Genomic DNA, 14878 nt, shown 5'->3' with positions numbered 1-14878 from the left:
GGATAGGCAAGAAATCCCGAACCCTTTTTTTTAGATACGACTGTTCCCGAAGGGCAACCAAGATTCAAGTTAATCTCCTCATAGCCAAGTGACTTCATCTTCTTAGAAGCAAGAATGAAATCCTGTGCATTACAAGTAAGAAGCTGTGGTATCAAATCAATTCCAGCGTTATTCTCTGGTAGAATATCTGTAATTTCTCTCGTCTTATAATTTCCCGATTGCGTTGCAGATACAAACGGTGCAAAGTAACGATCAACGTTCCCAAAATATTTTGCATGGGCATTCCGATATATATATCTGGTCACACCTTCCATTGGTGCAAAATAAAATCTCATTCTATCTGTTCTCCTTTGTCTAATATCAATATTGTATGGCAAACCACCAAACTAATACTTTTCGTATTATACAATACTTTAAGGAAAACATCTATAATGAGATTCTACTTATTTTTATTTCGTTATTAAAATTTATTTATTTGCTTTTTTGTTAAGAACGTCAAAGATTACTGCTCCTAGTAAAACTAAACCTTTTACAACTCTTTGGTAGTTGGCATCAACACCCATAATTGACATACCAAGATTGATAACACCCATTAATACTGCACCAATGATTACACCTGATACCGTACCAACACCACCATATGCCGAAGCTCCACCGATGAAGCAAGAACCAATTGCATCCATCTCATAGTTTTGTCCATAGGTAGGTTGTGCTGATGTCATACGCGCAATGGTAAGCATTCCTGCAAGTGCTGCTAATAATCCCATATTCGCGTATGCAAGGAAGTAAACCTTATCTGTATTAATACCAGATAATTTTGTTGCTTTCTCATTACCACCTACTGCATAGAAGTAACGTCCTGTTGTCGTCTTTGATGTTATGTATCCATAAACTAATACTACGATTACTACCCAGATTAATGATGTAGGAATACCACGGTACTTAGAAATCTTATACGTAAAGGCTAATACTACAGCACAGATCACTGCTGTTTTAATCGCCATTGATTTTAGACTTTCTGTTGCATAACCTTTGCGAACTCTACTTCTTCTACCTGTTATCTGAATTGCAATATAGATAACACATGTGATAACACCGATTAACATTGAAGTTAAATTAAATCCTTCCATTCCAAAGATATCTGGAATGTAACAGTTTGCACCACCACCGAAGATTTTAATAAAACCTTCTGATCGAATCGATTCTGTTTGACCGTTTAATACAACGTTTGATAATCCTCTGAATACCAACATACCCGCTAATGTTACAATGAAAGGCGGTACCCTTACAAATGCAATCCAAAAGCCTTGCCATGCACCAATTGCTGTACCAATTACTAACATAATTAAAATTGCTAATACAGGATGTAATCCCGCACTTTCCATCAATTTCGCACCAATTGCTCCTACAAAACAAACGACAGAACCAACTGATAAATCGATATTACCACCTGTTAAGATACATAGTAACATACCTGTTGCAAGCACAAATACATACGCATTCTGTGAAACTAAGTTACTAATGTTTTGAGGCATTAATAACTTTCCTCCTGTTTGCCAGGTAAAAAACAACGTAACACATAGTAATGCAATAACCATTGTATACTTCTTCATGCCTTCATTAATTTTCGCTTTATCCATATCCTTCTTGTCTCCTCTCCAACGATAACGATTCTTTACTTCTCTTTACTTCCTTGAAGTATACATGACATAATCTCTTCTTGTGATGTTGTAGCTGCATCCACTTGACCTACCATCTTACCTTCATTCATAACATAGATTCTGTCACACATTCCAAGTACTTCCGGAAGCTCGGATGAAATCATAATAACGGATTTCCCCTCTGCAACCAATTGATTCATTATGCAATAGATTTCATACTTCGCTCCAACGTCGATACCTCTTGTTGGTTCATCAAGTATTAATATATCTGGATCTGTAAACATCCATTTTGCAAGTAATACCTTCTGTTGATTACCACCACTTAGGTTTCCTACATTTTGCTCGATTGAACTACATTTTGTTCGTAGTTTTTCCTTATATTCACTTGCTACTCGGTACTCTTCATCCTTATCAATAACGCTATGGGTACTGATTCCTTCCATATTCGCCATTGTCGTATTAATCTTAATAGAATTACTAAGTATCAAACCGTTTCCTTTACGATCTTCTGTTACATACGCTAATTTGTGATGAATCGCATCTTTTACCGTCTTCAATTGCACTTCTTTTCCATTAATCTTTAAACTACCTGAGATATTCGTTCCATAACTCTTTCCAAATATACTCATTGCTAATTCTGTTCTTCCAGCTCCCATTAGACCTGAAATTCCAACAATTTCACCTTTGCGTACATTCATACTCACATTATCTACAACTTTACGTTCTGTATAAAGTGGGTGATATACACTCCAGTCCTTAACCTCCATAGAGATGTCACCAATCTTCTTGTTCTCTCTCTTTGGGAATCTATCTGTTAACTCTCTACCTACCATACCTTTAATAATTCTTGTTTCTGATATCGCATCCTTGGTTTTGTCGAGTGTTTCTATTGTTGAACCATCACGAACAACCGTAATTCTGTCTGCAACATAAGATATCTCATTCAACTTATGTGATATGATGATGGAAGAAAGACCTTCCTTCTTAAATTGTAATAACAAATCAAGTAATGCTTGAGAATCTGACTCATTCAAGGAAGCAGTTGGCTCATCAAGAATAAGCAATTTCGCATTCTTTGCTAATGCTTTCGCGATTTCTACCAATTGCTGTTTACCAACACCTAAATCTTTAACCAATGTCTTCGATGATTCTTTCAAACCTACAACTTTAAGATATTCATCTGCCTTACCATATGTCTCGCTCCAACTAATATTGAGTTTAGAGCCCCTTTCGTTACCAAGAAACATATTCTCACCGATTGTCATATATGGAATCAGTGCTAGTTCTTGATGGATAATTACAATTCCTTTACTTTCACTATCTTTTATCTGTTGAAACTTGCAGATATCTCCTTCGTAAATTATGTCTCCTTCATATGTACCATATGGATAGATTCCACTTAATACATTCATTAGTGTAGACTTTCCAGCTCCATTCTCTCCTACTAATGCATGAATTTCTCCTTTTCTAACTTGCAAATTCACATTGTCAAGAGCCTTTACACCAGGAAATGTCTTGGTTATATTTTTCATCTCCAAAATTATATCAGCCAATATAAATCCCTCCAATTTCCTTATCTTACAGACAAAACCATTCTATAGTACCTATTTAACTTGTGGAAGGACCGACACATATGCCAGTCCCTCCATAACTTGTGATTCGTGTTATTTCAAATCAGCTTCTTTATAGTAACCTGAATCAATTAATAATTCTTGATAGTTGTTTACATCAGCAAATACTGGCTCGCAAAGGTAAGAAGGAATCACTCCTGTTCCATTGTCATAGCTCTTTGTATCATTGATTGGTGCTTCACTGCCTTTCATGATTGCATCTACCATAGATACAACTTGAGTAGCTAATGTACGAGTATCTTTAAAGATTGACATAGATTGTTTTCCATCAATCATGTTCTTAACATTAGCAACGTCACAGTCTTGACCAGTAATAACTGGGTAATCTCCACTGTAGTTCGCTGCTAAAGCATTCTCTACACCAAGTGCAGTAGAGTCATTTGAGCAAAGAACAACATCTAATTTTGTTCCACCTGCATAATAAGAAGATAGAATATTTTCCATTCTTGATTGTGCTGCATCTGTTGCCCAGTTAGCAGTTGCTACTGTAGCGAAATCAACTTGACCAGATGGAATTACGATTACACCTGCATCTATATATGGTTTTAGAACATCAAATGCTCCATTATAGAAATATTTTGCATTGTTATCACCTGGATCACCTGTGAATATTTCAAGATTGAATGGTCCTGCTGAATTCTTTAAATCTAATGCATCTACTATATATTCACCTTGTTTTGTTCCTACCATGTAGTTATCAAATGTTGCATAGTATGTAACTGCGTCTGAATTCATAATTAATCTGTCATAAGCAATAACTGGAATGTTTGCTGCTTTTGCTTGTGCAAGTACAGTTCCTAATGAATCACCTTCAATAGAAGCAATAACAAGTAATTTACAACCGTTAGAGATCATATTCTCGATTTGAGAAACTTGTGTTTGGATATCGTTTGAAGCATATTGAAGGTCTACTTTGTAACCAGCAGCTTTTAATTGTGCTTCCATGTTGGTTCCATCTTGGTTCCATCTTTGTAAATCTTTTGTTGGCATCGCAACACCTACTAAACCACCATCATCTGATGTTGTACTTGATGTTTCTTTGCTGCCATCTTTTGTAGAGTTGTTTTTGCTACAGCCTGCGAATACAGTTGCAACCATAGCTACAGTAAGTAACATACCTAATAATTTCTTTTTCATAATGTATTTCCTCCCTTTCTTGAAACAAAAGTTATTGTTCACTCCGTGATCAATAACACGCTTCGCGATGCACAGAAATTATGCATACTGCATAATTTCGCGCTTGCAATTCTCGGGTTTTCTGTGACTTTCGCTTCGCTACACTCACAAAAAACACCTCGCGGAATATCACGAGTAAACAGTAACAAAACTCTTTCAGCAATGTAGCAACCTCTTGTCGCCCTTGCCTTGAGATAACTATACCATGAAAGATATAGTACAAGATTGTCTCTTTCTTCACAATTTTACGTTTTACTTCTTCTCCCAAAAAAGGCACTAGCACAGATTTGTTTTTTCTGTGCTAGTGCCCCAAAAATATACTATTCTTTTTTCTTGCATTTCCATCATTTATCTATCTTCTTCTGGTACATTCAGATAAACGTCTTCTTTCAAATGATACGCGCTATCAATAACTACTTCATCAATGTTTTCTCTCGTTACAACTACTGGTTCAAGAGAAATATAGGGTATCTGCTTATCTCCATCCTTCATTGTCTCAAGCACTTCTATCGGCTCATTCTTCGCTAACTTAATTGCATATTCTGCTGCCACTTGTGCCAACTTCTCAACTGGTTTATATACCGTCATAATCTGCGTACCTTCTACAATTCTTTGACACGCCTCCAAGTCTGCGTCTTGCCCTGTAACATATAATTTCCCTGCTAAGCGTTTCTCCGCCAATGCTCTTACCACTTGCGTTGCTACATTATCATTTCCACACATAATTGCGTCTACCTGTGCAATTAATTTCGTATTCTCATAGACATATTCTCCGCCAAGTTCTGCTCTCCAACTACTACAATTGACTTCATCAAGAATCTCAACGCCCTCTCGATCCATAACCGCTCGAAAGCCAGTCTCTACTTCGAAAACATTATTATCAGTCTGCGGTCCGCAAATCATAATGACTTTCTTCTTCTCAAGCCCTGCTTCTACAAGCGACTCTGCCATCATTGAACCAACCATCTCGTTGTCAAACGATATGAATAAGTCTACATCTGCGTCATTTATCATACGATCATAGGCAATTACTTTAATTCCAGCATTCTTCGCTTTCTTTACCGCACTGCGGAGTCCATTAGAATCAATGCTGATAATAACAATAACATCGACTTTCTTACGTATAAAGTACTCAATCTGTGCAATTTGTTCCTCTGTACTTCCATTTGCATTCTGCACATTAACTTCTGCACCTAGCTCCTTTGCCGTTGCCACGAAAACATCTCTATCACGTTGCCATCTTTCAATTACGAAAGAATCAAAACTCATACCAATCTGAATCTTTGCCTCTTTCTCTTCTGTCAATGTTTCTCCTTCACTTTCCACACTGCTACAGCCTGATAGACATAGTAAACAAAGCATACATAACAAAACTATAGAACGCTTCATGCTTATATTCTCCCCTCTTTATATTCGGTAGGCGTTACTCCAACATTCTTCTTAAATGCTCTACTAAAATAATTCGGATCAGAATACCCTATCATACAGCCTATCTCTTTCATACTGTACTCCGAACTCGCCAGTAATTCCTTTGCTTTCTCAATACGTATGTTCGTTACATACTCAATAAAGTTCTCTCCCGTCTCATCTTTGAATATCTTACTGAAGTAGTAGGGACTAATATCAACCTCTCTTGATACATCATCTAACGAGATATCCTTTGTATAATGCGTATCGATAAATCGTTTTGCTTGGCTCACTACCCCAACGGATTGCTCCTCGATCTTAACAACAATTCTTCTGCAAGCCTCAGACAATTTATCTACAAACCACGTTCTTAACTCTTCCAATGTCTCATATTTAAGTAAGGCAGGTAAGTATTCCTCTCTTGATAAAAAATGATATGTCATACCACCGCTTAGATAAGCCAATCGTTCCGCCCACAAAACGAGCTCTAGCACTTTTAAACGAATGTCTATGATATGTGTTTCAAAATTCTCTTCCATCCAATCAAAGAAACTATTTGCAGACGTAATTGCTCCATTCAAATCCCCTTTTTCAACACGTTCAAATATTCTCTTCTCAACATCAATCGGATAGTTATCTGCATACGTACATTTTAATGGCAAATCGTCTACATGGGCAACCGCATTCGTAGTGTCGATAAGCGAAGTGAGTGCTTCGTTATAAGATGTCATCGCCTCATGAATATGACGAATCGAACCAATTCCCAAGCGGAATACTACATTCGTTCGCTTCTTAAGTTTTCGAACTAACTCTCTTGATTTTTCTATAACTTCAATTCGTTCATTATAATCTAACTCTTCCTTCTTTCTTGGAAGATACATTGCAATCTTATTCGACATAACGGAACTCATCAACATATCTGGATAGTATTCTCTTACGGTTTCTCTTACATCACGATAACTATTCTGAACACGAACACTAGCACCAACCGCATTCGTCATATGGTTTCCCTCTTGTCGTTCTCCGCAAACTAATACCGCCATAAAACCATATTCCGATTCAATACCTAATAATTGTTTATAATTCAAGATATCTTCTTCAAAATACTCTTGAAACAGAAGCGTATATAAAAAACCATTCTCTATAATAGGAACTACTGTCTCCATTTTTTCTTTAATAAGTAGTTCATTGCTTCTCTTTTCCCTCTCGCCATCAATTAATCCCATCGCCTTCTTTAAAACTTGAATAACCTTACCTCGTTCAATCGGTTTATTCAGATATTCTAATACGCCAAGATTAATTGCCTCCTTCGCGTAGTCAAACTTATCATATGCGCTAATTACAATAAACATGGTATTACTATTCGTCTTCTTAATCTCTCGCATCGCTTCAATACCATTAATTCCTGGCATTTGAATATCCATAATTGCAATATCTGGTCGGAAATGTTCCGCCAACTCAATCACACTTCGACCAGTTTTCGCAGATTCAATCATACAACCTTGTCCAAATTCCTTCTCTATAATGAAACGTAAGGAATCTATTACGATTCCTTCATCATCTGCTAACATAATCCGATACATTACACGTTCCTCCTAATATTTTTAACCATTAGTTAATAGGTATGCGAATAATCACCTCTGTACCTTGGTTTTCTCCATCGCTTAGAATTTCAAAAACCTCTTCCTCATTGAAGAATAGACGCAACCTACTAATAACATTATTAAGACCAACTCCATTGGAATCCTTAGAAACATCAGATTCCTTCAATTGGCTATTCATAATTTTGCATATCATGTCTTCCGATATTCCTATCCCATTATCTTTAACACTGATACAGACATAACCATTTTTCTCATATACGGATAACGCAATCAATCCTTGCCAATCAATATTTCGAATCCCATAATTCACACTATTCTCCACAAGTGGTTGCAATATCATACTAGGAATCTGAATGCGTGATAATTGCTCTTTCATCTCCTCTTTAATTCGTTTCTCATAGCAGATGTCCCCCGAAAAGCGAACATTTAGAATATAGATATAGTTATCTACGGATTCAATCTCTTCCTCTAATGTTACTGTTTCATTATTCTTTCTTACATTATAACGGAAAAAATCCGCTACATTTTGCACATATTCATACGTACGATCCGCTTCCTCCATCATGGCTAACTGCGCACCTGCATTTAGTGTATTAAAGAGAAAATGCGGATTAATCTGTGCTTGCAGATATCTAAGCTGGGCATCTTTAAGATGTGTCTCCATCATAAGTTCTCTTTCCTTCATCTGCCGTTCATTTTCCATACTATTTTTTATCTGGTCAATATACTCTTTTAAGGATAATACCATCTTGTTAAATGCTTTCCCTACTACAGCAATTTCATCATGTGTCTGCACTTCAACTAATTGCACTTCCAGATTTCCTTCTGCTACTTGATTTGCTGTTTCTGCAAGCTTACGTATCGGTTTTGTGATACTCTTTGTTATTATCGTAATAATAACAATATTGCAAAGTGCTATTAACAGCAAAATAGACAAACTTACATATTCCGTATATTTTAGTGCCAAAGACATCGTCTTATAACTGCCTACATTCTCTGAAAGCTGTTCATTATTCAAACCATATATGTAGGTACAGATATATTCATATAACTCTGTTGCCTTCTTATAACGAATGCTGTATTTTTCTACATTTCTTCCTCTCTTCGCATCAATTGTCTGGCTTGTCATATCGAGATAGCTTTCAGAAAGATTCCGTATATTCTTCTCCATTCGTTGTAAACGATTGTTCGTTGTTACATCATTTAATTTATTTATCCTATTATAAAATTCTTGTTCCGCGCGATAGTATTCCTCCATCGCATCCGTAGTCTTCATATTCATATAATCCGTCATGCTACTTTGTACTTCACGCAAAGAATCTGTTAATTCATTCAAGCTAACATTGCTAAGGTATATCTCATCTAATTTCGTAATCATTTGATTGATATTATAATACATATACACATTTACTAGGAGAATAATTATTGTTGTTGCAATAAATGCTAGTAAAAGTTTTGTCTGTAACGTAATACGCGGCAACTTATTCTTCACTAGCATCACCTCCTAGATATTCACTTACATTTTTCGAATTAATTACTGTTGTATCGACTGAATAGTAATTACTAACATGTCCCATCTGGTCATATTCCGTAAGCGCTTCTATACAATACTCACCAAGTGCTTTCGCATCAACCGAAATCGTAGCATATACAACATTTCGCTCAATTGCTTTAAGAATTCTCTGCGAATCATAATATCCAATGATATTAATTGCACCTACTTTATAATAATCAACAACTGCCTGGTAGACACATGTCGTATTAATTTCATTCAAACAGATAATAACATCTGGTAGTTTCTCTTCCCCCATGAAGATATCACGTATCGCCTCTTCTGCTGCAAATGCACCGTGACTATTAAGCGCTTTTGCAGAACACTGAATCTTTAATCCGCCCTTATATACTTCTTCAATCGTCTCTTGTATGGAAGCATAAATCATATTCTGGCTTGTATCCTCAGCATTCGCATCAATTAAAACCATAACCGTAAGCGAGGAATCCACGCCATATCCATCTTTTTTTTCATATTCCTTCGCTAGTTTACAAACTTGCTTCCCATACTCTCTACCTAGATTATGACTACTGATTCCTACATAGCTTTGTCGCTCACTTTGTGTATTATCTCTCATTGCAGTAACAACAGGAATTCCACGTTCAACTGCTTCATCAATCAAAGTGGTTAGTTCCTGCGTTTCGTCCGCCTCTAATATAATACCATCAACATCTGCTTCTATCGCCATACGCATTAGTTGTGCCGCTGAATATTCTTCGCTAAGATTCATATCAAACATCTCAACAAATGCATCATTTTCATCTCCCGCTAAACTTGCATATTCGTATACAGATTCCCAAAATGGCGATTTCCGATCGGACGGTATCATTACATAATATTTATCATAACTTTTATAGGAATCCATCTGACGATGCACATCACTCTTATTAATCTGCATCTTAAAAAATACAATTCCACCAATTGTACACGTCAACATAAACAAAATACACAATGCACTTGCTATAATAACACTCTTTCTTGTTCCCACACTCTCATTCTCTTTCATATATCTGCCACCACCTTGAGTCAATTCTTATCTCATATTCTATCATTCCTATATAGCAATGATAAAGAAGAAATTTTGAAGATTACTAGGACAAGAATGTGCTAGGGTGACGAAATCATCTTTTATTTTGTCATTATTTTAATAAATTGCTTCATATCTGCTTGTATTTTCTGCTTATCTTGGTTCTTTCTTCCCATTCTATCGCAGTAACCAAGCAAGGCAACTTCATTGATATCCGTCTTCTTTAGTAAACCTTTCTTATCTACAAACGGAAGATTCTTCACTACAAAAAGAAGATGCATATGATAACGTACTAAATTCGCAACTTCGTTAATGACGTCTTCCTTATCTATAAAATAGCACAAAAACTCTCTTGCAAGTTTTGCGCCTTCTTTATCATGATCATAAGCAGTAACTTTCCCTTTTCTGATTTTTGTTGTACTTGGCTTCCCTACATCATGCAAAAGAGCTGCCCACATAAATACTAATGGATTCTTACTTGATTTCTTTACTTTCGCTGCATTGTCTACGACTAATAGCATATGATTCCATGCATCACCTTCTGGATGATGTGTGGGAGACTGCTCTGTCCCTTTCAACTTATATATCAACTCAAATGGATATTCTTTAAATTCTTTCACTTGCAATAACTGTTCAAGATATCTCGATGGTTCTTCGTCTTCTAATAAATGCTTCTCTATTTCTTGAAATAACCGATTCTCTTCGCTCGATTTCTGTCGCATCTCCATCTCTTCTCCTTTGCTATCCTTTTTCATGTAAGCATAAAACGTATAATCTTTCGACCCTTTGTATCATATTATATAGTAAATTATAAACATTTGCCATTATAATATGTTAAATAATCTGCAAAATCAAATTTTTGTATCAAAGTGTGCGCATATAACGATACCTATATAAGCAAAAAGACAGCTTTCCAATTGAAAACTGCCTTTTTGCTTATGCATCGTATTATTCTGTAACGATTTCTTCCGATACTTCTTCCTTATTCTTTTGTTTCTTTCTTGTAAGCAACATACCTGCTGTCACTGCTGTAAATGGTGCTACCGTAATTAATCCGAAGCTACCTACAACTGTATGTAAAATCTCTGCTGCTACGTATTTGTAATTTAAGATATTAAGTATTGGTGTTCCTTGTGCCATGAATACCATCAATAATGCCACGTAACCACCAGAATACGCAAGCAATAGCGTTGTTGTCATCGTTCCCATTGCTGCTTTACCTACATGAAACCCCGAACGAATCGCTTCCCATTTACGAATGCTCGGACAATTCTCTACTACTTCATTTATTGCACTTGTAATATCAACTGCCAAATCCATAATTGCTCCCGAAGAACCAATGAATATACTCGCCATAAATATCTTCGTCAGATTCAGATTTTGATAGCCACTATACAATAAACTCTCTGAAGATGACATAATTGCTCCATGGATATTGAACATATCAGTGAATATCACTCCTAATATACACGTAGTAAGAACACCTAATATAGAGCCTGAGGCTGCCGACAGTGTCAATCTATTAAAACCATAAACAAGAGCAATAATTATAATTACCAATGCAATTGTTATTATCAAACCTATAATTACTGGATTTCTCCCTCTTAAATATTCTGGTACCATCACTTTCCAGATTGCTAGAACTGTTATTACAAACGATAATACCGCCCTTATTCCTGTCTTTCCTGCAAATAAAATTAAAAATATCACGAATATTGCGGCAAGAATTATTTCTTTATCCAAACGATAATGATCAATCATATTTACAAATCGAATCTCATCATCGGTATAGTCAATTAATACAAAGGCTTTGTCTCCAGCTACAAAGATTTTATCCGATTCCAAAGAACCGTTCAAGGCATTTACGCCTTGAGCAGTTCTTCCTTTGAATCGTCCTTCAAGTATCTTTATTTCACATGTCTGCTCACCCGATCGAACCAATCCCGTATCTATAATATAATTATTATCTACACTAAGCACTTCTACCTTGCAACGTTCTGTTCCTTGATAGATTCTTGCGTCCTCGAATCCTGTTGGAATCAATATTAGTATAATCAGTATTATAATGCTTGCGATAACCGGACTTGCTTCTCTAAGTTGTTGTTTTAATTTTGATACTTTATTCATATTATAATTACTTAATCTTTAATATTGATGCAAGTTTATTATATACATCTGTGTTATCATAGTAACCACCAAATGTATCTGCTGCTGCACCCTTTGCAAATACTGGTACTGGAAGTCCTGTATGTGCATAAGAACTAAAGTTAATTCCTGATTTGTTGTTAAGAATATGTGTGATTGTTACTGTTAATGGTTCATATGTACCGTATAATACATATTCCTCTTGTTGACTTAATGTTTTGTTTGATTTTCCTATTGTCTTTTGGTATGCATCATATAGTTTATTGTATTCATATGTTGTTAATACAAGTTTTGGATTTGCTGCTGCATCTACATCTGTAGATGTACGTAGTCCAAAGTTTTTCTTGATATCTTGCATTACTGATTCAAATGGGATATTTTCTTTTTTGTATTTTGCTACATAAGTACTATCGAATTTTGCAAAAGAAATCTTTTGGTTTGATAAGTTTGTAAGGAATGTATCATAGTTTGTTCCTGCAAAACCAATTGTTAATCCACCTGTTTCATGGTCACCTGTAACGATGATTAATGTTTCATCTTTGTGTTTGTTATAGAAGCTAAGTGCTGCATCAACTGCATTCGAAAGTGCTACGGTATCTTTAATTGTTGAACCTGCATCATTGGCATGACATGCCCAGTCAATTTTACCGCCTTCAACCATCATGAAGAAACCTTTATCATTGTCTAATACGTTGATACCATTTCTAACATAGTCTGCTAATGACCATTCCTCTGCTTTACGATCAATATCATAAGAGATAGATCCACCATCTGCAATTGTTTCACCAATTACAATTGCTTTTCCTGATTTTGAGTTTAATTTTGCTGCTTCCTCTTGTGTTTTTACTACTGTGTAACCAGCTGCTTTTGCTAAATCATATACATTCTTTTGATCATTCTTTGCGCCATTTGGAGATAAAAGCTCTCCACCTGCAAAGTAATCAAATCCACTTTTTACCATCTCAACACCAATTTCATAGTAGTTGTTTCTAGTTGCTTGATGAGCATAGTATGCTGCTGGTGTTGCATGGTTAAGATTTACGCTTGTTATAATACCTACTTTATATCCCAATTGACTCTTAACCTTCTCTGCGATTGTTTCATAGGATACTGTCTTTGTCTCATCCATGTTGATTACACCACTGTATGTTTTGTGTCCTGTTGACAATGATGTTGCTGTTGATGCAGAATCTGGACAAAATGATGACGAATCATACGTAACTGCCGAACCTACTGTTTCAAATTTCATGAAGTTAAGATATTTGTTTCCTGATAACACAGTACTTGATGCATCTTGACGAATTGCACCAAGATAATCTGATGTAATTTGTACCTGTGGGAAACTCATACCATCACCAATGAAGAAAAAGATATACTTCGGTGTTTTTGTATTTCCTATCGTTGTTGTCTTTGTTGTATCTGTCTTTGCCTCTGCTGTCTTAGCCTTATCACCAACTCCATAAAATAGTGCTGAAGCAGTTAATGCTCCAATCAAAGCTAAACTTGTTATTTTCTTTACATGTTTTTTAATAAAACGAACCATCTAAACATCCTCCCTGTTATATGATTTCTTTTAGCCAACCTCTTGGACAAGTATGATTATGTCGCGTTGACCTTGTTCATATGGTAAAGGACGAATATTAAGCTCTTGTACATTCTTTTGTTAAGAATATGTAAATTTAGTAGCTTCTTACTCTATGTACTGCAAATCTCCATTCCTCAACAACTGGGATTTCCTGCCATCTTGCTAGGTACTGGTGGATAAGGAAAAAGCCGCTTACCCTTTCATTAGAATAAGCGACTCATATTAATTTAACAATACAAACGATCCCCGGCTTGAACATCATTTTTCGTTACATTCTTTAACAGTATTCCAACATTATCACCTGCGTTTGCTTGGTCTAACAGTTTCCGAAAAGCTTCAATTCCGTCTACTTTTACCTTCTTGGTTTAAAAATAACCACCTCTATTTCTTCTATCAATCAGTTAAAAGTTCGCCCTCTGACTTTGCCTAGCGATAAAAATTTCTATTTTGCTTTCACTGTTACTGTTTTTTTTGTTTCTGCAAATAATTTTTCATAAGCAGTTAGCTTACTCTTTGGAACTTTTATTACCATATTCTTTGTTCCATGATTGATTGCTGTTTTCACTGTCTTTAGATTTGTACTGTTAATAGTAATGACACAACCATCTTTTGCATGGCAAAACACATCATTTCCAAGTGTTGTTAGACCTGTTCCAATCGTTACTTTGGCAAGATTTTCGCATTTGTAAAACGCTGTATTTCCTATGGTCTTAATATTATTACCGATATTAACAGTTGTAATCTTTTTGTTACCACGAAATGCATTTTTTGCTATGCTAGTTACTTTATAAGTAATTTCTTTATACGCAAAAGAATTAGATATAGTAATTGTGGTTGCAGTGCCATTGGTTGTTCCGATACAGGCTACTTTATTTTTGCCTGTAACTCTATACTTAAATCCAGATGAATCGATATATGTATCTTTCCATTGTGCATATAAAGTAATGTTTTCAGTGATCTTAAAGGTCTTTGTGGCTGTGTAACTTTTGCCTGTACCGTCTGCTTTGGTGTTCCAGCCTGCAAAAAATTGGGATGTGGATACCGGCATTCCTTTTACGGTAACTGTTTTACCACTGGTATATTTTGTAGT

Annotated in this window: 12 protein-coding genes and 1 pseudogene; all 13 read right to left on the bottom strand. The window is 35.8% G+C overall.

Annotation, left to right across the window (positions count from 1 at the left end):
- On the bottom strand, positions 1-335 hold a 335-nt coding region (locus tag RMR19_RS03120; RefSeq protein ID WP_310602035.1), incomplete at its 3' end, for a tRNA-dihydrouridine synthase.
- Between the two features lie 132 nt (positions 336-467).
- A complete protein-coding gene (mmsB, locus tag RMR19_RS03115; RefSeq protein WP_310602034.1) occupies positions 468-1640 on the bottom strand; it encodes a multiple monosaccharide ABC transporter permease in 1173 nt (390 codons plus the stop codon).
- Positions 1641-1675: 35 nt separating this feature from the next.
- Entirely contained in the window at positions 1676-3214 is a 1539-nt protein-coding gene (mmsA, locus tag RMR19_RS03110) for a multiple monosaccharide ABC transporter ATP-binding protein (RefSeq protein ID WP_310602033.1), read from the bottom strand.
- Between the two features lie 111 nt (positions 3215-3325).
- Positions 3326-4429: a multiple monosaccharide ABC transporter substrate-binding protein gene (gene chvE, locus RMR19_RS03105; protein ID WP_310602032.1), complete on the bottom strand. Its 1104-nt coding sequence runs from the start codon at positions 4427-4429 to the stop codon at positions 3326-3328.
- Between the two features lie 387 nt (positions 4430-4816).
- The gene (locus RMR19_RS03100) at positions 4817-5857 is read right to left on the bottom strand and encodes a sugar ABC transporter substrate-binding protein (protein WP_310602031.1); all 1041 of its coding nucleotides are present in this window, start codon (positions 5855-5857) and stop codon (positions 4817-4819) included.
- A gap of 2 nt (positions 5858-5859) precedes the next feature.
- Positions 5860-7458 (bottom strand): response regulator transcription factor, encoded by a 1599-nt coding sequence (locus RMR19_RS03095; RefSeq protein WP_310602030.1) that lies wholly within the window; start codon positions 7456-7458, stop codon positions 5860-5862.
- A gap of 28 nt (positions 7459-7486) precedes the next feature.
- Entirely contained in the window at positions 7487-8971 is a 1485-nt protein-coding gene (locus RMR19_RS03090) for a histidine kinase (protein ID WP_331654621.1), read from the bottom strand.
- Positions 8961-10037: a substrate-binding domain-containing protein gene (locus RMR19_RS03085; RefSeq protein ID WP_310602028.1), complete on the bottom strand. Its 1077-nt coding sequence runs from the start codon at positions 10035-10037 to the stop codon at positions 8961-8963. Before RMR19_RS03085 ends, RMR19_RS03090 begins: the two co-directional genes overlap by 11 nt.
- A gap of 122 nt (positions 10038-10159) precedes the next feature.
- Positions 10160-10813 (bottom strand): HDIG domain-containing metalloprotein, encoded by a 654-nt coding sequence (locus RMR19_RS03080; protein WP_310602027.1) that lies wholly within the window; start codon positions 10811-10813, stop codon positions 10160-10162.
- A gap of 193 nt (positions 10814-11006) precedes the next feature.
- Positions 11007-12185, bottom strand: coding sequence for a YibE/F family protein (locus RMR19_RS03075; RefSeq protein WP_310602026.1), 1179 nt, complete (start codon positions 12183-12185; stop codon positions 11007-11009).
- 7 nt (positions 12186-12192) lie between these two features.
- Positions 12193-13746 carry an alkaline phosphatase gene (locus RMR19_RS03070; RefSeq protein WP_310602025.1) on the bottom strand — a complete coding sequence of 518 codons (1554 nt, stop codon included), beginning with the start codon at positions 13744-13746 and terminating at the stop codon, positions 12193-12195.
- 269 nt (positions 13747-14015) lie between these two features.
- A pseudogene (locus RMR19_RS03065) lies at positions 14016-14138 on the bottom strand (EF-Tu/IF-2/RF-3 family GTPase); the annotation flags it as partial.
- Between the two features lie 92 nt (positions 14139-14230).
- Positions 14231-14878, bottom strand: a 648-nt coding sequence (locus RMR19_RS03060) for a leucine-rich repeat protein (protein WP_310602024.1), incomplete at its 5' end; no start/stop codon positions are given.

Source organism: Anaerosporobacter sp., assembly GCF_031551385.1.
GTDB lineage: Bacteria > Bacillota > Clostridia > Lachnospirales > Lachnospiraceae > Anaerosporobacter.
The sequence above is the reverse complement of the archived record's forward strand: the minus strand, read 5'-3'. Positions and strand labels throughout refer to the sequence as shown.

Bases quoted from the DNA above. Each gene is read 5' to 3' on its own strand.
- RMR19_RS03085 (WP_310602028.1), bottom strand. From the start codon at position 10,037: ATGAAAGAGAATGAGAGTGTGGGAACAAGAAAGAGTGTTATTATAGCA.
- RMR19_RS03100 (WP_310602031.1), bottom strand. From the start codon at position 5,857: ATGAAGCGTTCTATAGTTTTGTTATGTATGCTTTGTTTACTATGTCTA.
- RMR19_RS03075 (WP_310602026.1), bottom strand. From the start codon at position 12,185: ATGAATAAAGTATCAAAATTAAAACAACAACTTAGAGAAGCAAGTCCG.
- RMR19_RS03080 (WP_310602027.1), bottom strand. From the start codon at position 10,813: ATGAAAAAGGATAGCAAAGGAGAAGAGATGGAGATGCGACAGAAATCG.
- RMR19_RS03095 (WP_310602030.1), bottom strand. From the start codon at position 7,458: ATGTATCGGATTATGTTAGCAGATGATGAAGGAATCGTAATAGATTCC.
- chvE (WP_310602032.1), bottom strand. From the start codon at position 4,429: ATGAAAAAGAAATTATTAGGTATGTTACTTACTGTAGCTATGGTTGCA.
- mmsB (WP_310602034.1), bottom strand. From the start codon at position 1,640: ATGGATAAAGCGAAAATTAATGAAGGCATGAAGAAGTATACAATGGTT.
- RMR19_RS03070 (WP_310602025.1), bottom strand. From the start codon at position 13,746: ATGGTTCGTTTTATTAAAAAACATGTAAAGAAAATAACAAGTTTAGCT.